Source organism: Mycobacterium basiliense, assembly GCF_900292015.1.
GTDB lineage: Bacteria > Actinomycetota > Actinomycetes > Mycobacteriales > Mycobacteriaceae > Mycobacterium > Mycobacterium basiliense.
Genome location: NZ_LR130759.1, coordinates 3,443,025 through 3,462,532 on the forward strand (window position 1 = coordinate 3,443,025; position 19,508 = coordinate 3,462,532).

18 protein-coding genes are annotated in these 19,508 nt (G+C 66.0%); 10 read left to right on the plus strand and 8 right to left on the minus strand.

Annotation, left to right across the window (positions count from 1 at the left end):
• Positions 1-23: 23 nt before the first annotated feature.
• Positions 24-911, plus strand: a complete 888-nt coding sequence (locus tag MB901379_RS14530) for a hypothetical protein (RefSeq protein ID WP_197717809.1) — start codon at positions 24-26, stop codon at positions 909-911.
• Positions 912-985: 74 nt separating this feature from the next.
• Here MB901379_RS14530 and MB901379_RS14535 read toward each other — a convergent pair whose 3' ends face one another.
• Together MB901379_RS14535 and MB901379_RS14540 are read right to left on the minus strand one after the other, a co-directional pair.
• Positions 986-2,521, minus strand: coding sequence for a glycerol-3-phosphate dehydrogenase/oxidase (locus MB901379_RS14535; protein ID WP_158017309.1), 1,536 nt, complete (start codon positions 2,519-2,521; stop codon positions 986-988).
• A complete protein-coding gene (locus MB901379_RS14540) occupies positions 2,521-3,090 on the minus strand; it encodes a TetR/AcrR family transcriptional regulator (protein WP_158017310.1) in 570 nt (189 codons plus the stop codon). The genes MB901379_RS14535 and MB901379_RS14540 overlap by 1 nt, the downstream gene beginning before the upstream one ends.
• Positions 3,091-3,137: 47 nt before the next feature.
• On the opposite strand from MB901379_RS14540, the gene MB901379_RS14545 reads away from it, so the two are divergent.
• From MB901379_RS14545 to MB901379_RS14560, 4 genes are all read left to right on the plus strand, one after another.
• Positions 3,138-4,727: an FAD-binding oxidoreductase gene (locus MB901379_RS14545; RefSeq protein ID WP_158019185.1), complete on the plus strand. Its 1,590-nt coding sequence runs from the start codon at positions 3,138-3,140 to the stop codon at positions 4,725-4,727.
• 14 nt (positions 4,728-4,741) lie between these two features.
• Positions 4,742-5,677: a diacylglycerol kinase gene (locus tag MB901379_RS14550; RefSeq protein WP_232022127.1), complete on the plus strand. Its 936-nt coding sequence runs from the start codon at positions 4,742-4,744 to the stop codon at positions 5,675-5,677.
• 229 nt (positions 5,678-5,906) lie between these two features.
• Positions 5,907-7,379, plus strand: coding sequence for a PE family protein (locus tag MB901379_RS14555; RefSeq protein WP_158017312.1), 1,473 nt, complete (start codon positions 5,907-5,909; stop codon positions 7,377-7,379).
• 208 nt (positions 7,380-7,587) lie between these two features.
• Positions 7,588-8,106 (plus strand): Rv2253 family sensor-like surface protein, encoded by a 519-nt coding sequence (locus tag MB901379_RS14560; protein ID WP_158017313.1) that lies wholly within the window; start codon positions 7,588-7,590, stop codon positions 8,104-8,106.
• On the opposite strand, the gene MB901379_RS14565 is transcribed toward MB901379_RS14560, so the two are convergent.
• From MB901379_RS14565 to MB901379_RS14575, 3 genes are all read right to left on the minus strand, one after another.
• A complete protein-coding gene (locus MB901379_RS14565) occupies positions 8,103-8,615 on the minus strand; it encodes a DUF3145 domain-containing protein (protein WP_158017314.1) in 513 nt (170 codons plus the stop codon). The genes MB901379_RS14560 and MB901379_RS14565 overlap by 4 nt on opposite strands.
• Before the next feature lie 151 nt (positions 8,616-8,766).
• Complete coding sequence (locus MB901379_RS14570) at positions 8,767-9,585, minus strand: serine hydrolase domain-containing protein (protein WP_158017315.1); 819 nt, start codon at positions 9,583-9,585, stop codon at positions 8,767-8,769.
• A 109-nt stretch (positions 9,586-9,694) separates the two neighbouring features.
• Complete coding sequence (locus MB901379_RS14575; protein WP_158017316.1) at positions 9,695-10,765, minus strand: class I SAM-dependent methyltransferase; 1,071 nt, start codon at positions 10,763-10,765, stop codon at positions 9,695-9,697.
• 94 nt (positions 10,766-10,859) lie between these two features.
• Between MB901379_RS14575 and MB901379_RS14580 the strand changes: the two genes are divergently transcribed.
• Positions 10,860-11,945 (plus strand): S-(hydroxymethyl)mycothiol dehydrogenase, encoded by a 1,086-nt coding sequence (locus MB901379_RS14580; protein WP_158017317.1) that lies wholly within the window; start codon positions 10,860-10,862, stop codon positions 11,943-11,945.
• Positions 11,945-12,568 (plus strand): MBL fold metallo-hydrolase, encoded by a 624-nt coding sequence (locus MB901379_RS14585; RefSeq protein WP_158017318.1) that lies wholly within the window; start codon positions 11,945-11,947, stop codon positions 12,566-12,568. Before MB901379_RS14580 ends, MB901379_RS14585 begins: the two co-directional genes overlap by 1 nt.
• Before the next feature lie 95 nt (positions 12,569-12,663).
• On the opposite strand, the gene MB901379_RS14590 is transcribed toward MB901379_RS14585, so the two are convergent.
• Both MB901379_RS14590 and lnt read right to left on the minus strand, forming a co-directional pair.
• Entirely contained in the window at positions 12,664-13,416 is a 753-nt protein-coding gene (locus MB901379_RS14590; RefSeq protein WP_158017319.1) for an SHOCT domain-containing protein, read from the minus strand.
• Positions 13,417-13,434: 18 nt separating this feature from the next.
• Complete coding sequence (gene lnt, locus MB901379_RS14595; RefSeq protein WP_158017320.1) at positions 13,435-14,934, minus strand: apolipoprotein N-acyltransferase; 1,500 nt, start codon at positions 14,932-14,934, stop codon at positions 13,435-13,437.
• Positions 14,935-15,017: 83 nt separating this feature from the next.
• On the opposite strand from lnt, the gene MB901379_RS14600 reads away from it, so the two are divergent.
• The 3 genes from MB901379_RS14600 to MB901379_RS14610 all read left to right on the plus strand — a co-directional run bounded on the left by MB901379_RS14600 (position 15,018) and on the right by MB901379_RS14610 (position 17,473).
• Complete coding sequence (locus MB901379_RS14600; protein ID WP_158017321.1) at positions 15,018-15,968, plus strand: SDR family oxidoreductase; 951 nt, start codon at positions 15,018-15,020, stop codon at positions 15,966-15,968.
• 1 nt (position 15,969) lies between these two features.
• Entirely contained in the window at positions 15,970-17,076 is a 1,107-nt protein-coding gene (locus MB901379_RS14605; RefSeq protein WP_158017322.1) for a class I SAM-dependent methyltransferase, read from the plus strand.
• A 178-nt stretch (positions 17,077-17,254) separates the two neighbouring features.
• The gene (locus MB901379_RS14610) at positions 17,255-17,473 is read left to right on the plus strand and encodes a hypothetical protein (protein WP_232021851.1); all 219 of its coding nucleotides are present in this window, start codon (positions 17,255-17,257) and stop codon (positions 17,471-17,473) included.
• 3 nt (positions 17,474-17,476) lie between these two features.
• Here MB901379_RS14610 and MB901379_RS14615 read toward each other — a convergent pair whose 3' ends face one another.
• A complete protein-coding gene (locus tag MB901379_RS14615) occupies positions 17,477-19,405 on the minus strand; it encodes an Hsp70 family protein (RefSeq protein WP_158017324.1) in 1,929 nt (642 codons plus the stop codon).
• Between the last annotated feature and the right edge of the window lie 103 nt (positions 19,406-19,508).

A 19,508-nucleotide genomic window follows, 5' to 3' on the forward strand; every position in this document is an offset into this window, starting at 1 on the left:
GGCGCGGCCCGCATGCTCTGCCGATGCACCCCGACGCGCGCACTGTTTTGGAGAAGTCCGGCGGGTTCGCTACTACCGCACAGCTGTTGACTGTCCTGACCCGCCAGCAGCTCGATATTCAGGTCAGAAACGGTGATCTGATACGTGTGTGGTACGGAGTCTACGCAGCGGTAAAGCCAAATCTTTTGGGCCGCTTGGCCGCACTCGACACATTCATGAGTCAGCGAGCCGTGGCGTGCATGGGCACCGCCGCCGCACTGTACGGGTTCGACACGGAGAACACCACCGCCGTCCACGTGCTCGATCCCGGCGTACGCATGCGGCCGACCGTCGGTCTGATGGTTCACCAACGCACCGGCGCTCGATTGCAACGGGTCGCAGGTCGGCTGGCAACCGCGCCGGCATGGACGGCCGTCGAGGTCGCTCGCCAGCTGAGCCGTCCACGTGCATTGGCAACACTAGATGCCGCTCTGCGGTCCACGAGATGCACTCGCGACGAGATCAATGCCGCCATTGCCGAGCAGCGCGGGCGCAGAGGAATAGTCGCCGTACGTCAACTAGCGCCATTCGCCGATGGACGAGCAGAATCGGCAATGGAAAGCGAGGTTCGCCTCGTCATTATCGACCACGGATTGCCGCGTCCGGAGCTTCAATACCCGATCCACGGCCACGACGGCGAGCTGTGGCGAGTCGACTTCGCTTGGCCCGAAATGTGTCTGGCGGCGGAGTACGAGAGCATTGACTGGCACGCGGGCCGGACCCAGATGCTTCGAGACAAAACGCGGTGGGCCAAGATCCAGGAGCTCGGTTGGACGATCATCCCAATCGTCGCCTCCGATGTGAGGCAAGTACCCGCTCGCCTCGCAGCCCGGATCGTCGGCCACATGGACCGCTCGCGCATGGCCAGTTAACCCCGGCGAGCAGACGCAGACTCGCACGCGTACGACCGAAAGAATGCGATTCTGTGTCTGCTCGCGCAAAAGAACTAGCCGACCCCGGCCAGAAACTCCTCCGCCACACCGACCACCCGCTCGCGGTCGCGGGGCACCAGCCCAATCCGGGTCCGGCGATCCACGACGTCGTCGACGTCCAGCGCACCCTCATGGGTTACCGCATACTCGAACTCGGCCCTGGTCACATCGATGCCCTCGGCAACCGGCTCCATGGGTTGCTGGCAGGTGGCGGTGGCCATGACGTTGGCCGCCTCGGCCCCGTACCGTGCGACCAACGACTCCGGCAAGCTCCCCTGGCCAGTGGACGGCCCTGGGTTGGTCGGCGCACCAATCAGTGGCAGGTTGCGTGTGCGACATTCCGCGGCAGGCAGCTGCCGCATGTTGATTGCGCGATTTAGGACATCCTCTGCCATGAAACGGTATTCGGTCAGCTTGCCGCCGACCACACTGATCACACCCGACGCCGACTCGAAAACGGCGTGGTCGCGGGAAACGTCAGAGGTACGGCCTTCACCGGTGTCGATCAGCGGCCGCAGCCCGGCATAGGCGCCGATAACGTCGGTCTTCTGCAGGGCGGTGCCCAGCGCGGTGTTCACCGTGTCCAACAGGAACATGATTTCCTCCGAAGACGGTTCTGGCACATCGGGAATCGGACCCGGAGCATCTTCGTCGGTCAGTCCAAGATAGACCCTGCCCAACTGCTCGGGCATGGCGAAGACAAACCGGTTGAGTTCGCCCGGGATCGGGATCGTCAGCGCCGCAGTTGGATTGCCGAACGCGGCGGCGTCAAAGACCAGATGGGTGCCGCGGCTGGGTCGCAACTTCAGCGAGGACTCGATTTGGCCGCCCCATACTCCCGCGGCGTTGATGACCGTCCGGGCCGACACGTCGAACGACTGCCCGCTGCGCTGATCGGTCAACCGTACCGAGGTGCCGGTCGCATCGGAGGCGCCGACATAGGTGAGGATCCGCGCGCCGTGCTGTGCGGCTGTCCGCGCCACTGCGGTGACCAGCCGGGCGTCATCGATCAATTGCCCGTCATAGTTGAGAAATCCGCCGTCCAAACCGTCACGCTGAACGGTCGGAGCCATTTCCGCCACCCGCCGCGCCGAGATTCGGCGCGATCTGGGCAGTGTCGAAGACGGCGTACCCGCCAGCACCCGCAGCGCATCCCCCGCGAGAAATCCGGTGCGCACCAATGCGCGCTTGGCACGATTCATCGACGGCAGCAGCGGGACTAACTGCGGCATGGCGCGCACGAGATGGGGTGCGTTGCGGGTCATCAGGATTCCGCGTTCGATGGCGCTACGTCGCGCGATGCCCACGTTGCCCGTCGCCAGGTAGCGCAGCCCACCGTGCACCAATTTCGAGCTCCAGCGGCTGGTGCCAAACGCCAGATCGTGCTTTTCCACCAAGGCGACCTGCAAACCGCGCGACGCGGCATCCAAGGCGATGCCGACGCCGGTGATCCCACCCCCAATCACCACGACATCCAGTGGCACACCATCGGCAAGCGCCGTCAGGTCGGCGGTACGGCGCGCGGCATTGAGAGCGGTTGGGTTGGGCATCAGGCTAGGTATCCATTCAGGGAGTAGGTGAGTTCGGCGGCCAACGCTGTGGAGTCGAGAATCGGGCTGACAATGTCTGCGGACTGGATGGTCGACTGCGCAATCAGCAAGACCATCGTCGCGAGTTTGCGGGGGTCGCCAGCGCGGACACTGCCGGTTCGTTGTGCCACTTTCAGTCGCGCCGTGAGGCCGTCGATCAGGAACTGCTGGCTGGCACCCAGGCGCTCGGTGATATAAACCCGGGCCAATTCCGAGTGCATCAGAGCCATCACCAGGTCGTCGCGCCGCAGCCGGTCTGCCACCGCCACCACCTGCCTTACCAGCGCCTCGCGATCATCTCCATCGAGGGACACTGCTCGCAGCACCTCGGTGATGTGCCCGGTCAGCAACGCCGAAATGATCGACCGGGTATCGGGCCACCGACGATAGACCGTCGGTCGACTCACGCCGGCACGCCGTGCGATCTCGGCGAGTGTCACCCGGTCAACTCCGTAGTCGCGGACGCAGGTCGCCGCTGCCTGCAGTATGCGGTCCCCGGTACCTTCGGGGGCATTACTCATTGACAGCATGTGTAATACTGTAACGCATGACGCACCCCGAGGAACTCCTCCCGCCAATGAAATGGAACGCGTGGGGAGATCCCGCCGCAGCCAAGCCACTCTCCGATGGCATCCGCGCATTGCTGAAGCAGGTTGTCGGCCTTGAGGATTCCGGAGCTGAAGAGCTCGAGGTCGACCAGGTCAAACTGCGCCCTTGCGCATTGTCGAAAGCGGACCAGGAAGGCCTCGCCAAGATCGTCGGCGCCGAGTTCTTCCGCACCTCCGACCGCGACCGGTTGCTACGAGCCGGCGGCAAGTCCACCCCCGACATGCTGCGCCGGAAGGACCCCGGCGTCCAGGACGCACCAGACGCGGTCCTGCTGCCGGGGGGGCCTAACGCCGATGAGACCGTTGCCGAGATCCTGCGTTACTGCTCGGATCACGGTATCGCGATCGTCCCGTTCGGCGGCGGCACCAACGTGACCGGCGGGCTGGATCCCACCCGCGGAAAGTTCACCGCCGTGATCTCACTGGACCTGCGGCGCTTCAACGAGCTGCATTCCCTCGACGAAGTCTCCGGCATCGCCGAACTGGGCGCCGGTGTCACCGGCCCCGACGCCGAACGGCTGCTGGGCGAACATGGCTTCTCACTCGGACACTTCCCGCAAAGCTTCGAGTACGCCACCATCGGTGGGTTCGCCGCAACCCGGTCGTCGGGCCAGGACTCGGCGGGCTACGGCCGTTTCAACGACATGATCATCGGCCTGCGCATGATCACTCCGGCCGGAGTGCTGGATCTGGGTCGGGTCGCCGCCTCAGCCGCCGGACCAGACCTGCGCCAGCTGGCAATCGGCTCGGAAGGCGTCTTCGGCGTGATCACCAAGGTGCGGTTGCGGGTGCACCGGTTACCCGAGACGACTCGCTATGAGGCGTGGTCGTTTCCGGACTTCGAGACCGGGGTCGCGGCCCTGCGCGCCGTCACCCAGGCGGGCACCGGCCCGACGGTGGTGCGGCTTTCCGATGAGGCCGAGACCGGCGTCAACCTCGCGACCCACGAGACGATCGGCGAAAACCAGGTCACCGGTGGATGTCTGGGCCTGACCCTGTTCGAGGGCACCAAGGAACACAGTGAGAGCAGGCACGCCGAGACGCGCGCGCTGCTAGAGGCGCACGGCGGCAAGTCACTCGGTGAAGGGCCGGCCCAAACATGGGAGCATGGCCGGTTCAGTGCGCCCTACCTGCGCGACTCGCTGCTGGCGGCCGGCGCGCTCTGCGAGACGCTGGAAACCGCCACCGACTGGTCCAACATTCCCGCCCTGAAAACCGCTGTCACCGAAGCTCTTACCACCTCCCTGGCGGAGTCGGGCACGCCGGCGCTGGTGATGTGTCATGTGTCGCACGTCTACCCAACCGGCGCCTCGTTGTACTTCACCGTCGTCGCCGGGCAACGCGGCAATCCGATCGAGCAGTGGTGGGCCGCCAAGAAGGCCGCGTGCGACGCGATCATGTCCACCGGCGGAACCATCACCCATCACCACGCGGTCGGCGCCGACCACCGAGCGTGGATGCGCGACGAGGTGGGCGATCTGGGTGTACAGCTGCTGCGTGCAATCAAGGAGACGCTCGATCCGGCCGGAATTCTCAATCCCGGCAAGCTGATTCCGTGAACGCGGAACAGCCCGTGAATCCCGCGGCGGGACGACTCCACCGCCGCAGGATTAACAAGGTCACCGCACTGACCAATCCCCAATCCGGACGCGGCGCCGCGGTCTCGGCCGCCGAACACGCGATCGCCCGGCTGCATCATCGCGGGGTGGAAGTCATCGAAATCGTCGGTGAGAACGCTGAAGATGCGCGCTATCTGCTGGCTGCCGCAGTCGAGAAGGGCACCGATGCCGTCGTCGTCACCGGCGGTGACGGCGTCATTTCCATCGCGTTGCAGGTGCTGGCCGGCACCGATGTTCCATTGGGAATCAATCCGGCGGGCACCGGCAACGATCATGCTCGCGAATTCGGAGTTCCTACAATGGATCCCGAGTCGGCTGCGGACATCATCGCGGACGGCTGGACGGAAACCATTGACCTGGGCCGAATCCGGGACAACCACGGGGTGGACAAATGGTTCGGCACCGTAGCGGCAACCGGATTCGATTCACTGGTCACCGATCGGGCAAATCGTATGAATTGGCCGCACGGTCGAATGCGCTACTACGCCGCGATGGTGGCCGAACTCTCGCAGTTGCGGCCGCTGCCATTCCGTTTGGTGATCGACGGAACTCAAGAAATCGACCGTGGCCTCACGCTTGCGGCTTTCGGCAATACCCGCAGCTACGGCGGCGGAATGCTGATCTGCCCTACGGCCGATCACACCGACGGCCTGCTCGACATCACCATGGTGCGCACGGGGTCACGAATACGATTTCTCCGCATGTTTCCCACCGTAGTCAAGGGCACCCACGTGGAACTCGACGAAGTCACCACCGCGCGAGCCAAGTCCATCGATGTCGACTGCCCGGGCATCAACGTGTACGCCGACGGCGACTTCGCCTGCCCTTTGCCCGCCAATATCTCTGTGGTTCCGGGCGCGCTGCACATTCTGCGACCCAACAACTGTTAGCAGTTGCCGAGTTGCCTCCAAGGCGACGGACTAGCGAGACTCGCAAGCTCGACTGACCTCACCTTCCACAACGACCACATCTAGGCAGAGTGCACAGCGTGCGTTTGCCTTCTCTGTGGCATTTGCCATGCGCTTTCGGAGCGCGGCCACAGCGTCGCTGCAACAATGTGGGTTCTACTCGGCCCGCCGGCCCCACGGCCGCGAGGCACGGACTGTGGGGAGGCTCAGTATGTCCTTTGTGAACGTGGCACCGGAGTTGGTGGCGGCCGCGGCAACCCAGCTGGGAAGCATTGGCTCGGCGGTCAATACGGCCAACGCGGCAGCGGCGGCATCGACGACGACGGTGTTGCCCGCGGCCGCCGATGAGGTCTCGGCGGCCATCGCCGCAGTGTTCGGCATCCACGCTCAGCAGTATCAGAAGCTCAGCACGCAAGCGACGGCGTTTCACGACCAGTTCGTACGAGCGCTGAGCGGAGCCGCCGGCTCGTACGCCAGCGCCGAGGCCGTCAACTCCTCGCTACAGAGCTGGGGCCAAGACATACTCAACGCGATCAATGCGCCTACCCAAGCGCTGTTAGGGCGCCCGCTGATCGGCAACGGCGCCGATGCGACGGTAGCGGGACAGAACGGCGGGGATGGCGGAATATTGATCGGCAGCGGCGGTGCCGGTGCTGCCGGTGGCGACGGGCAGGCCGGCGGTAGCGGCGGCAATGCCGGGCTGATCGGCCATGGCGGGTCGGGAGGGGCCGGCGGTAGCACCAATGCCCTAGGTGGCGTCGGCCCGGCGGGCGCGGGCGGGGCCGGCGGTCACGGCGGGTGGTGGTACGGCAACGGAGGCGCTGGTGGCATCGGCGGAGACAGCGAAGCCGGCTTCGCCTCCGGCAACGGAGGCGCTGGTGGTAATGCCGGACTGATCGGCAACGGTGGGGCCGCTGGTAACGGAGGAGGCCGCGTCACCGGCGGCACCGGCGGCTCCGGCGGCAGCGGCGGGGCCGGCGGTCACGGCGGGTGGTTGTACGGCGACGGTGGAGCCGGCGGCAACGGCGGGACTACCGACAGCGGTCCAAGCGGTGGCGGCAACGGAGGCGCCGGCGGTAACGCCGGGCTGATCGGCAACGGGGGCGCCGCCGGCAACGGCGCCGCCAGCAACGGTGGCACCTTGAACGGCGGCGAGGGAGGTGCCGGCGGCCACGGCGGGTGGTTATGCGGCAACGGCGGGAGCGGGGGCAGCGGTGGCGATAGCGGCCTCGTCAACGTCGGCGACGGCATCCAGGGCGGCAGCGGCGGGGCCGGCGGCAACGGCGGATGGTTGTTCGGCGCCGGCGGCAACGGCGGCAACGGCGGCAACGGCGGTACCGGAGAGTTGGGCATACACACCGACGGCGGCACCGGCGGCACCGGCGGCACCGGTGGCAACGGCGGCACCGGCGGATGGTTGTTCGGCAACGGCGGGTCCGGCGGGTCCGGCGGGACCGGCGGTGCCGGCGGCCCCGGCTTTGCGGGCAACGCGGACGGCCGCGGCGGGAACGGCGGCAGCGGTGGCGTCGGTGGGGACGCCGAGCTGATCGGCAATGGCGGCGACGGCGGGGCCGGCGGGAGCGCTGGATCCGGAATTGCCAGTGGCTCAGGTGGTGGCGGCGGAGCCGGTGGGACCCGCGGACTGCTGTACGGCCAACCCGGTACGTCCGGCGCCGACGGCTGAGGCTAGCGGTCTGTTCTCTGGTTCTGCCACGCCGGGACTCGGATGCGAGATGCAAGCAACGGCAACGGGTTCGGCCAATCCTGGGCCACCGGCGGCAAAGCTCGGGCAACCGCTCGACCACCGATCCTGTAACGGCCGCTGCACCGACAGCGACATCTTTTCCAAACCCGCTCATTAGGTGAGGGAACCCGCTCATTCGGGAGGGAAGATGTCAAGAGTTCGCCACACCGGAGTTGTCGCCACGGCGACCGCTTCGCTTTTCGCCTCGCTGTGCGTGGCGCCGGTGGCCTACGCCGGTGAGGTGGCGGCCTGGAATGGGGATTACATTCTTACGCTTGCCGCCAACGCGAAGACCGGCACCAGCGTCGCCGCCAGCCAACCTGAATTCGCCCACCGGACCAGCGTCTCCATCAGCTCGACTTGCTCGGCGGGCGTGTGCGTCGCGACGGTCAACAACCCCCCTCCACCGAAAAATGACTCCATGCCGCGATCGATCGAGTTCACGTGGAACGGGTCCCAATGGGTACGCGAAATGACCTGGAAATGGGACTGCCTGCTGCCGGATGGCACCATCGAATACGACCCGGCGAAATCTCTCTCGGTCTACACACCCGGGCAGTACGGAATCCTCACCGGCGTCTTCCACACCGACATCTACAGCGGCACCTGCAAAGGCAATGTCGACATGCCGTTGTCTGCCAAACCGGTTACGGTCCCGGTTAACTAGCCGACGCCGCGGCTGAGCCAGGTCACCTCGCCAGTGTCGCCACCGTTGCGATAGACCTCGAGCGCCTCATCCCACGCGGTACCCAGGACCGAATCCAACTCGGCCGCAAGCGTGTCAGCGCCCTGCGCCATCAGCGTCCGCAGCCGCATCTCCCCCACCATCGTGTCGCCGTTGGCGCTCATCGATCCGCTCCACAATCCGAGCTGCGGGGTATGACAGAACCGCTGCCCGTCGACTCCCGGGCTGGGATCCTCGGTGACCTCGAAACGCAGCACCGACCACGAGCGCAACGAGTTGGCCAGCCGTCCGCCGGTGCCCACCGGCCCGACCCAGTTGGTGGCCGCGCGCAGCTGCCCGTGCATCGCCGGCTGCGGCGTCCAGACCAAGTTCGCCTTGGCCTGCAGGGTCGACGACAGCGCCCACTCGACATGCGGGCACACCGCCGCTGGCGAGGCGTGGACGTAGACCACACCGGTCGTCAAGTCGGCGAACTGATTCGACGCACGCATCTGTTGCTCCTTCGGTTCCACGAGGGACGTCTTCCCCAACGACCTGGTGAACCGATCAGCAGAATGCCTGCGACGAAACGTCTGTAATTATTGTGTCCTGCGTGTCTATTGTGCCCTGTGGGACCCCTGTTGCGCTAGTGTGCAGTTTACTTTAGGTGGACTCGGCCAGAACTCGGTCTGACACCGCTGGCCATAGGTCCAATGCCCACTGGCCGAAATCGCGGTCGGTGAGCACCACCAGGGCCAGGTCCGCGTCGGGATCTGCCCAGATGAAACCACCCGATTGGCCGAAATGACCGTACGTGTGTCCCGAGTTGCGCGCACCCGTCCAGTGCGGTGCCTTGGCATCCCTGATTTCAAAACCCAGCCCCCAGTCGTTCGGTCGCTGCACACCGTATCCGGGCAGCACCCCATCCAGGCCCGGGAATTGCACCGCGGTGGCCTCGGCATGCATTTGGCTCGAGACCGTCGTCGGGCGCAACAGGTCGGCCGCGAAGAGCGCCAGATCGGCGACCGTCGAGGTGGCGCCGAACCCGGCCGCAGCCGCGCCGCCGTCCAGCCGGGTGGTGGTCATGCCCAGTGGCTCGAACACCGCCGCCGCCAGATAGCTGCTGAACTCGATCTCCGATTCGCGCTGGACTACCTCGGCCAGCACGGTGAAGCCGTAGTTCGAATACATCCGGCGAGTCCCGGGCGCGGCCAACGTCTGATCGGAATGCATGGCCAACCCCGACGTGTGTGCCAGCAGGTGGCGGACGGTGGAGCCGGGCGGACCGGCGTCGGTATCGAGCTCCACGGCGCCTTCCTCGATCGCGATCTGCGCGGCGCGGGCCACGAGGGGTTTGGTTACCGATGCCAGCGCGAATACCCGCGAAGTGTCACCGTGGGTAGCCAGTACACCGGCGGGTCCGACCACCGCAGCAGCAGCGGCCGACACCGGCCAGTCGTCCAGCAAGTCGAGAGCGGCCATCGAGCAGGAGCCTAGAGCGTGCCGACGAGCACGGTAACCGCGGATCGGTAAGTGGTGCCGCGTGCCGGTGCTCAGCTGGCGCCGACTCGGCCATTTCCTCGCGATTGGGCTACTTCCTGGCGATGTAGTAGTTGTTCAGCGGGTCCGACTCGATCTCGGCAACCTGCACGTCGTCGAAACCGGCATCGGCGAGCATCTCGGTCGCCAACTGGCGTCCCCACACCGTCCCGAGTCCCGCGCCGCCCAGCGCCAACGACACCGTCATGCAGTGCATCATCGAGATGGTGTAGAGGTAGGTGCTCATCGGGATGCCGATGTTGTCTTCGAGCCGACTCGAAGCCTTGATGTCGACCATCAGCAGCACACCACCGGGTCGCAACGCCCGGTAGATGTTCTCCAGCACACGCGCGGGCTGCGCCTGGTCGTGAATCGCGTCGAAGGCGGTCACCAGGTCGTAGGCTCCGGTCGTGTCCAACGTAGTCAGATCCTGACGCTCGAAGGCCACGTTGGTCAGCCCGAGGCGGGCCGCCTCGCCGGTTGCCGCGGCAACCGCCTCGTCCGAGAAGTCGATGCCGGTAAACCGACTCTCCGGGAAGGCCTGCGCCATGAGGTTGACTGCATGGCCGCTGCCGCAGCCGAAATCGGCGACATCGAGACCGGAACGCAGGCCCTCGGGCAGCCCGTCCACCAGCGGTAGGATGACGTCGATCAGCGCGCTGTCGAACACCTCACCGCTAACCTCGGCCATCAGCGTGTGAAAGCGCGGGTATTCGGTGTAGTGCACCCCGCCGCCCCCGCGAAAGCAGCCGATCACTTTTTGTTCGACCTCGCCGAGCAGCGGCAGGAACTGGGTCACCCGCGCCAGGTTGTTGGGTCCGGCGGCTCGGGTCAACGTTGCCGCGCGATGTTCGGGCAGGGCGTAGGTGGTGGCCTCGACGTCGTACTCGATAACCTGGCCAGCCGTCATGCCGCCCAGCCACTCGCGGACATAGCGCTCGCTGAGACCCGTCGCGTCGGCGATTTGCGCGCTGGTGGATGGCGGCAGCTGAGCCATGGTGTCCAGCAGTCCGGTCTGATGGCCGACGCTGAGCAGTATGGCCAGGCTGGCGCTGTCGATGGCCGCCACTATCCGGTCGCTGAATTCGTCTGTGGTTTCCGATGTGGTTTCGGTAGCCGCCATGATCAGCGACGCTACACCGACTCGCCTCGATGCCAAGCTAGCTTCCGGCGCCACGGTCACCTCGGCTCGGTGGCGAACAGTTAGGTTGGAGACCATGAGTCAGACAGTGCGCGGGGTGATCTCACGGAAAAAGGGCGAACCGGTTGAGTTGGTCGACATCGTGGTCCCGGATCCCGGGCCGGGCGAAGCCGTCGTCGACATCACCGCCTGCGGCGTCTGCCACACCGACCTGACCTACCGAGAAGGCGGCATCAACGACGAATACCCGTTCCTGCTCGGCCACGAGGCCGCGGGGACCGTCGAAGCGGTCGGACCGGGGGTGACTACCGTCGAACCCGGGGACTTCGTGATCCTCAACTGGCGAGCGGTGTGCGGTCAGTGTCGGGCCTGCAAACGCGGCCGGCCACGATATTGCTTCGACACCTTCAACGCCGAACAGAAGATGACGCTGACCGACGGCACCGAACTGACACCGGCGTTGGGCATCGGAGCGTTCGCCGACAAGACGTTGGTGCATGCCGGTCAATGCACCAAGGTCGATCCCGCGGCCGATCCCGCGGTGGCCGGCTTGCTGGGCTGCGGGGTGATGGCGGGCATTGGTGCGGCCATCAACACCGGGGGCGTGACCCGAGACGACACCGTCGCGGTGATCGGCTGTGGCGGCGTGGGCGATGCGGCCATTGCCGGGGCTGCGCTCGTGGGAGCCAAGAAGATCATCGCGGTCGATACCGACAACACGAAGTTGGAGTGGGCCCGCAAGTTTGGTGCCACCCACACCGTCAACGCCCGCGAATTCGACGTCGTCACGACGATCCAGGACCTCACCGGCGGCTTTGGAGTGGACGTGGTGATCGACGCGGTCGGCCGGCCCGAAACCTGGAAGCAGGCGTTCTACGCCCGTGACCTGGCCGGAACCGTTGTTCTGGTGGGCGTGCCCACGCCCGACATGCGGCTGGAGATGCGGCTGGTGGACTTCTTCTCCCACGGCGGGGCCCTGAAATCGTCCTGGTACGGCGATTGCCTACCCGAGCGCGACTTCCCCACGCTAATCGACCTCTACCTGCAGGGCCGGCTTCCGCTGGACAAGTTCGTTTCCGAAAAGATCGGTCTCGGCAGCATTGAGGAGGCATTCGAGAAGATGCACGCCGGCAAGGTGCTGCGCTCGGTGGTGGTGTTGTAGTGGCTCGCATCGATCGGGTGGTGACTCACGGAACCTTCGAACTCGACGGCGGCAGCTGGGAAGTCGATAACAACATCTGGCTGGTCGGCGACGACTCCGAGGTGGTGGTCTTCGACGCCGCCCATGAGGCGGCTCCGATCGTCGAAGCCACCGGTGGACGCAATGTGGTGGCGGTGGTGTGTACTCACGGCCACAACGACCATGTGACGGTGGCTCCCGAGCTCGGCAATGCGCTTGACGCGCCGGTGCTACTGCACCCAGGCGATGAGGTGCTGTGGCGGATGACCCACCCGGATAAAGACTTTCGCAGAGTTGCCGACGCGGAGACATTGCGTGTCGCTGGCACCGAGTTGCGTGCGCTGCACACTCCGGGACACTCGCCCGGGTCGGTGTGCTGGTACGCCCCCGAACTCGGCGTGGTGTTCAGCGGCGACACGCTGTTCTCCGGTGGCCCAGGAGCTACCGGTCGCTCATTCTCCGACTTCCCGACCATCCTGCGGTCGATATCCGAACGGCTCGGCGGATTGCCTGGCGCCACCGTCGTGCATACCGGCCACGGTGACAGCACCACCGTGGGAGAGGAGATCGTGCACTACGAAGAATGGGTCGCCAGAGGCCACTGAGCCCTAACAGGCCCAACTTTCACCGAGATCGACGTTTCGCAAGTCGCCTCTCGCACTTTTACCGCAAAACGTCGATCTCGCGGATCTGAGCAGATCTACCTTCCATCCAGGATGCGACGCTTTTCGGCCTGGAATTCGTCTTCGGTCAGCGCTCCGGAATCACGCAGTGCCGCCAGGGTTTTGAGCCGCTCGAGCCGGATCCCCTGCTCGCCTGGTTCGTAGGCGGGTCCGGGCGAATCCCCGGGCCGAACCGATGCGGTCGGCGATTCGGCCAAGTACGGCCTGTTCACCAGCGCGGATGCCGCCGCACGCCGGGCGCGGGCCAGCCACATCACCGACAACGCCAAATCGATCAGGCCGACGACAAACATGGCAACAAATATCCAGACCAGCCAACCAGATGAACTTTGGTGCCCGAAAGCCAGTCGCGGATTGATGTAGCCGCCGACTTGCCCCTCGGTCATGACGTTGTAGGTGGCCTCGACCGGTACGTCGACCACCCATACCCGCACATGCGCGTCGTTGTTGACCGTCGTTGTGCTGCCGATTCTTTCGGTTACCGTCGGTTGCGGCACACCCTCAGGCGGATTGATCGAGATCCCGAGCGGGGGCAGCGGCAGCCCGGTGCCACCGTTGCCCCCGATGACCAAGGTGTGCAGGCTCACACTGACCTCACCGGTCGGCAGGTGGACGCTGCCCGAACCGGGGATCGGCACCTCGCCGTAGGCGTTGTACTTGTCCAGCACAAATGTGTTAAGCACCAACGTGGTGATGAAGCCGGCGACCGACGCCACCAACATCACGATGGCGAGCGCCAACGAGGCCTTGGCGACGCCTCGGCTACTCATCAACGCCTCGGCTACTCATCAACGAAGTGTGTCACGCCTGCGCAGACTGCGGAGGGTGGCGACACCGAAGAAAACACCCAGCACGGCGAACGTGCTGGCCGGCACCCAGTCCCCCCACCGTCGGTAGGGCGTGGCATCGGATGTCAGCGGAACGCTGATGACGGTGACGCCGGTGAACTGCGACGTGCACCACGCCAGCCGGCGGCCCCTGGAATCGAAGGCCGAGCTATCCCCGGACAACCCGGCATGCACCGCTGGGAGCCCCACTTCGACGGCGCGCACCGCAGGCTGACCGGCCAACTGCGGTTGGGCCCAACTGCCTTGAAATGACGACGTGGAACTCTGATAGACCAGCAGCTGAGCCCCCAACAACGCTGCACGCCGGGTCAGATCGGAAAACGTCGTCTCGTAGCTGATCAACGGCCCGACATCGATGCCGCCGGCGCGCAGCACCACGGGCCCGCTCCCACGCCCGCGGTCCTCGGCGGCCGCCTTGCCATAGCGGGTAATGGCACCAAGAAACGGTCTCAGCGGCACGTATTCGCCGAACGGCACCAGCCGGGTCTTGCGGTAGCTGCCCTGCACCCCGTGGTCATCGACGAGCACCGATGTTTTGTAGATACCCCCGTTGGGTGCGCGCGCGTCGACATTGACCAGTAGGTCCGCACCGACCCTGCGCGCGAGCTCAGCCAGCCGAGCCACCGCGTCGGGTCGATCGGTGAGCTCGGCCGCGACGCTGCTTTCGCCCCAAACCACCACTTCTGGCCGAGTGCCCACCAACGTTGCGGTAAGCGCCTCACTAGCCGCCTGACGGGCCGCTGCGTCAGCGATGGGGCCCGTCTGCACCAGCGCCACCCGTACTGTCCGACTGGCAGGAGGCGTCCCGCCCGCCACGTACCACACGGGTCCAAAACCCATGCACGCCAACGCACACCCCAGCGCGACGAGGCGTCCCGCTCCCCGTTGCACGATCGCACTGGCGAGTGCGGTATTGGCTGCGATCACCAAAAAGCTGGTCAGCCACACCCCACCCAAGGACGCCGACGCCAGCGTTGCGGGCTGATTCCATTGCGACGCGCCCAGCGCCGCCCACGGACCGCCCAACGGCGGCCAAGATCGCACCGCTTCGGCCGCCACCCACGCACTGGGCACCACGATCAACGCTACGGCCACGCGTCTTGTGCTGACCGGCGGCGACAGCAGCCGGTGAGTCACCCATCCCCAAGGCAGCCACAACGCGCCGAGCCCGAACGCCATCAGCGCCAACACCGGACCGATGCTGCTGGCCAGCCAGTACTGGTTGGTCAGCACAAATCCGCCAACACCCAGAAAGGCCCGCACCGCCCCATCCCCCGACGTCGCCGCGGCGCGCACCACCAGCAGCAGCGGGACCACGGCGAACCACGCCAGCCACCACCACGATGGTGCGGGAAAAGCCAGCGCGGGTAGCGTGCCGAGGGCCAGCGCCGCCGCCCACCCGAGGGCGCGCCGTCGGCACGCTCCCGAGTCGAGGGCCATGCCGTTCAGCATGCCGCTCCGATTCGCGGCCGGCCAGAAAAAGAGCACACTAGACAGGCGTCACCGGAAAAGGAGTAATGGGCATGGCCAACAATCTCGTCGCAACGGTGCCCGATCTTTCGGGAAAGCTGGCTGTTGTCACGGGCGCCAACAGCGGACTTGGGTTCGGGCTGACTCGGCGGCTGTCCGCGGCCGGCGCCGATGTCGTGATGGCAATCCGCAACCGCGCCAAGGGCGAGGCGGCGATCGCGGAGATCCGCGCCGCGGTACCCGACGCCAAGTTGAGCATCAAGGCCCTCGACCTCTCGTCACTGAGCTCCGTCGCAGCGTTGGGTGAACAACTCAACTCGGAGGGCCGCCCGATCGACATCCTGATCAACAATGCCGGTGTCATGACCCCGCCCGAGCGCGACACCACCGCTGACGGCTTCGAATTGCAGTTCGGCAGTAACCATCTCGGACACTTTGCACTGACTGCCCAGGTGCTACCGTTGCTACGGGCGGCGCAGGGCCGGGTGGTTTCCCTCAGTAGCATCGCGGCCCGGCGCGGTCGGATTCATTTTGACGACCTGCAGTTCGACAAGTCATACGCCGCGATGTCGGCATACGGCCAGTCGAAGTTGGCCGTGTTGATGTTCGCCCGCGAGCTTGACCGTCGCAGCCGTGTGGCCAATTGGGGCGTCGTGTCCAATGCGGCCCACCCCGGATTGACCAAAACCAACCTGCAGATCAGCGGACCTTCGCACGGCCGCGACAAACCGGCCTTGATGCAGCGGCTCTATACCCTGTCCTGGCGGTTTGCTCCGTTTCTCTGGCAAGAGGTCGATGAGGGCATACTGCCGGCGCTGTATGCGGCCGCCACCCCCCAGGCCGAAGGGGGCTCCTTCTACGGCCCACGAGGACTCTACGAAGCCGCCGGCGGCGGCGTGGCCGAGGCCAAGGTGCCTGCTCGTGCCCGCAACGACGCTGACTGCCAACGTCTTTGGGAGGTTTCGGAACAGCTCACCGGCGTCAGCTACCCAAAGCCAAGCTGATATGCGACCGAATGCGCGGCTGCCGGAATCTAGCGTCGTGATCCGGCCAGAGCCGATGGAAAGCGCGACCTATAGCCAGGCGTCACGCCTGCAGGCTGCCGGGTTGATGCCGGCCATCACGCTGCTCGAACAGGCCGCCCAACAGGTTCCGCTGCCCCGATCGCCGCAGCCCATCGTCATCGCCGACTACGGCGCGGCAACCGGACACAATTCGTTGAAACCCGTTGCCGCTGCGGTCGACAGGCTGCGTCGGCGTACCCGAGACGATCACGCAATCATGGTGACGCATACCGACGTACCGGGCAACGACTTCACCACGCTATTCCAGACGTTGGCTGACGATCCGGACAGCTACCTGCACCAGGACCCTGCGACGTTCGCTTCGGCAATCGGCCGGTCCTTCTATACCCAGATCCTGCCCAGCAATACGGTCAACCTGGGTTGGACATCATGGGCGATCCAATGGCTGAGCCGGATCCCTGCGGGAGCACCGGAACTCGCCGATCACGTGCAGGTCGCCTACAGCAAGAACATGGAGGCGCGGGCCGCATACACCCGGCAGGCCGCCACCGATTGGCACGACTTTTTAGCATTCCGCGGCCGCGAGTTATGTCCGGGCGGGCGGCTGGTGGTCATCACGATGGCCCTCGACGACCACGGCGAATTTGGCTACCGGTCGATGAACGACGCGCTTGTCGCTGCATTGAAGGATCAAGTCAGAGACGGTCTGTTGAATCCGGACGAATTGCGGCGCATGGCAATTCCCGTGGTTGCCCGTAGCGAGAAGGACTTCTTGGCTCCCTTCGCGCCACGTGGGTGGTTCGAGGGTCTGACGATCGAGCGCCTCGAATTGTTCGACGCCGAAGACCGGTTCTGGTCCCGGTTCCAATCAGATGGCGACGCAGAGGCTTTCGGAGCGCGGTGGGCCGCATTCGCCCGCGCCGCGCTGTTCCCGACCCTGACGACCGCCTTGCACGGCGGGGCCAAAGACCCTCGTGCGGCCGAATTCATCGGGCAACTTGAGGCCGCCGTGGCCGAGCGCCTGGCGGGTTCGCCGGAGTCGATGCGGATTCCTCTGGCCGCACTTGTGCTGGCCAAGCGCATGTGAAGGGGTGGCGGGAGTTTCGACACGATGCCGCGCTGGGTAACCGATGACAAGGGTCGGGCACCAACGGCAATAGCGCAGGGGGCCCAGGAACATGAATAGCCGCGAAGACCATACCGCTCAGGGATCGAAGGAAGCACCTGAACCCAGCCAACAGGCACAAGACCGAGCTGCCGACATGATGACTGCCTACGAAGACCGGCCGACGCTCGTGTTGCCCGGTTCCGGCGGAATGATCACCGGCACAGCGGTCAACGACTGGCTCGACGAAAGCGGCGATCCCAAGTCCGACGGCGAGGGTTCCAAGACCGCGGAAGCCAAACGCAGGGTGGCCCGCGACAAGGAGCTCAACGAAGCGATCCTGAAGACGGCCGGAGACGAGACGGCCGCTAGCGGCTAGCCGCTAAGGCGCCACCTGCCGCGGAAGCACCGGGACTGAGATCCGACCGATTCCAGGCACCTGGGGAATCTGGGGAAAGCCAATTCCGGGAATCTGCGGGATGTCCGGAATCTGCGGTATAGGGGGAATCGGCGGCGGCGCCGGCACTTGCTGCGTAGCCGGCGGCGGTGTGCTGGCCGGGGGCGCGGTGGTAGCGGGCGGCGCCGTGGTAGCGGGCGGCGGCGCCGTGGTAGCGGGCGGCGGCGCCGTGGTAGCGGGCGGCGGCGCTGTGGTGGTCGGCGTGGTCGCTTCCGGGGTGGAAGGCGGCGGCACCTCACTGGACGGAGGTGGTGTCGGCTGCGCCGGCGACGCGGGGGCTTGGCCGGGCGCCGGCGGGGACGGCGCCGGCTCGGGCGTTCCACTCTCGGTTGCCGGTGTCTGCGAGGACGGCGCCGGGCCGGCTGGAGTGGTGCTGACACCGGGTGACCGTGTCGCGGGCTGATCGCCGGAACTCAGCGCGATCGCAACCGCTGTTCCCACCAGCAGAACCGCCACGACCGTGCTGACGACGATCACCGCCGGCAGCCGATACCACGGGAGAACCGGGGACTTCGGCTCCGGTTCGGCCTGCGCGTTCTCTTCGAAAGTCAGTTGCGGACGCGCCGAGGTGTACCCGGAACCGCCCGCAGAGTTCGGATACTCGCCGGTGCCAACCGGCACGACGCGGGAGTCGTCGTCCGCTTCCGACCAGGCCAGGGGGGGCCGCATAGCCGACATCGGTCCGTCGGGAAGGGCATTGTCGAATTCCGGGTCCCCCAATCCCGCGGCATTCTGCGTTGGTGATGCCATGGCCAGCTGGGTTTCCGGTGCCGCGGAGGTCAGCACCGTCGCACTGGTATCCGCGGGCCCGCGGGCCGCGCGCAGCGCCCCGCCGATGGCGGCCGTCAGTTGCGGACGTGGGCTGGTGATCACCGGTACACCAAAACGTCCCGACAGGGTCGTGATGACCGAAGGAATGTTGGCGCCCCCACCAACCGCCACAATCGCGGCCAGATCCGCCGCCTGGATTGCGTTGTGCACCAAGGTTTCCTCGATAAACCCGGCGACCGCGTCCAGCGCGTCGCGAATCGTCTCATCGAGTTCGGTTCTGGTGAGCCGGATCTCGCGTTGCCCATTGGGTGTGTGGTCGGCCAGCGTGGTCACCGTGCTCAGCGAGAGCCGCTCTTTGGCGTTGCGGCATTCAATCCGCAATTGGCTCAGTGAGCCGATCGCCGACGTACCGGACGGGTCAAACGATCCGGTGGCCGGCATGTCGGACATGACGTAGGTCAATAACGACTGGTCTACCAAGTCACCGGAGAAATCCCGATGACGCACCGTGGCGGCCAGGGGCTGATACTGCGCGGCCGCATCGACCAACGTGATGCTGGTCCCGGTGCCACCGAAATCGCAGACCGCGACGGTTCCGCGGCCAGGTATGCCCGGGTTAGCTCGCACCGCAAACAGTGCCGCCGCGGCGTCGGGGAGCAAGACCGGCGCGTACTGCCTACGCGACCATTCGGCCACCCGACCCAGTGCAGCCCCCAAGGCATCCACCGAGGCAGCCGCCCAGTGAGCCGGATAGGCCACCGCGACACTGTCGGGCAGGGCGGTGCCGCCGGTCGCGCGATAGGCCAACGCGCGCAGCGCGTCGGCGACCAGAGCCTCGCTCCGGTGCACCGAGCCGTCTGCCGCCACGATTCCGACCGGATCCCCTACGCGGTCCACAAAGTCGGTGATCACCAACCCGGGCTCGTCTAGCCTCGGGTTCTCCGACGGCACCCCGACCTCCGGCGGACGCTGACGGTACAGCGTGAGCACGGGCTTGCGGGTAATCGCCTGGTCAGCGGTGACCGCCGCCAGGTTCGTGGCACCGATCGACAGCCCCAGCGCGGGCCGTGGTCCCTCTGCCATTGATCCAATCCCCATGTCCGGCGAAACGCACCTAAGTCGAATTTTGTCGATAAAAGCTATAGCCAATCTCTGCGTCAGCTATGCGCCAGCTGTACGACTTCCT

Excerpts from the sequence above, each read along its gene's own strand:
- lnt (WP_158017320.1), bottom strand. The coding sequence starts at position 14,934 with ATGGCCCTCGACTCGGGAGCGTGCCGACGGCGCGCCCTCGGGTGGGCG.
- MB901379_RS14580 (WP_158017317.1), top strand. The coding sequence starts at position 10,860 with ATGAGTCAGACAGTGCGCGGGGTGATCTCACGGAAAAAGGGCGAACCG.
- MB901379_RS14535 (WP_158017309.1), bottom strand. The coding sequence starts at position 2,521 with ATGCCCAACCCAACCGCTCTCAATGCCGCGCGCCGTACCGCCGACCTG.
- MB901379_RS14615 (WP_158017324.1), bottom strand. The coding sequence starts at position 19,405 with ATGGCAGAGGGACCACGGCCCGCGCTGGGGCTGTCGATCGGTGCCACG.
- MB901379_RS14545 (WP_158019185.1), top strand. The coding sequence starts at position 3,138 with ATGAAATGGAACGCGTGGGGAGATCCCGCCGCAGCCAAGCCACTCTCC.
- MB901379_RS14605 (WP_158017322.1), top strand. The coding sequence starts at position 15,970 with ATGCGACCGAATGCGCGGCTGCCGGAATCTAGCGTCGTGATCCGGCCA.
- MB901379_RS14610 (WP_232021851.1), top strand. The coding sequence starts at position 17,255 with ATGACTGCCTACGAAGACCGGCCGACGCTCGTGTTGCCCGGTTCCGGC.
- MB901379_RS14530 (WP_197717809.1), top strand. The coding sequence starts at position 24 with ATGCACCCCGACGCGCGCACTGTTTTGGAGAAGTCCGGCGGGTTCGCT.
- MB901379_RS14540 (WP_158017310.1), bottom strand. The coding sequence starts at position 3,090 with ATGCTGTCAATGAGTAATGCCCCCGAAGGTACCGGGGACCGCATACTG.
- MB901379_RS14570 (WP_158017315.1), bottom strand. The coding sequence starts at position 9,585 with ATGGCCGCTCTCGACTTGCTGGACGACTGGCCGGTGTCGGCCGCTGCT.
- MB901379_RS14560 (WP_158017313.1), top strand. The coding sequence starts at position 7,588 with ATGTCAAGAGTTCGCCACACCGGAGTTGTCGCCACGGCGACCGCTTCG.
- MB901379_RS14600 (WP_158017321.1), top strand. The coding sequence starts at position 15,018 with ATGGCCAACAATCTCGTCGCAACGGTGCCCGATCTTTCGGGAAAGCTG.
- MB901379_RS14590 (WP_158017319.1), bottom strand. The coding sequence starts at position 13,416 with ATGAGTAGCCGAGGCGTCGCCAAGGCCTCGTTGGCGCTCGCCATCGTG.
- MB901379_RS14575 (WP_158017316.1), bottom strand. The coding sequence starts at position 10,765 with ATGGCGGCTACCGAAACCACATCGGAAACCACAGACGAATTCAGCGAC.
- MB901379_RS14555 (WP_158017312.1), top strand. The coding sequence starts at position 5,907 with ATGTCCTTTGTGAACGTGGCACCGGAGTTGGTGGCGGCCGCGGCAACC.
- MB901379_RS14565 (WP_158017314.1), bottom strand. The coding sequence starts at position 8,615 with ATGCGTGCGTCGAATCAGTTCGCCGACTTGACGACCGGTGTGGTCTAC.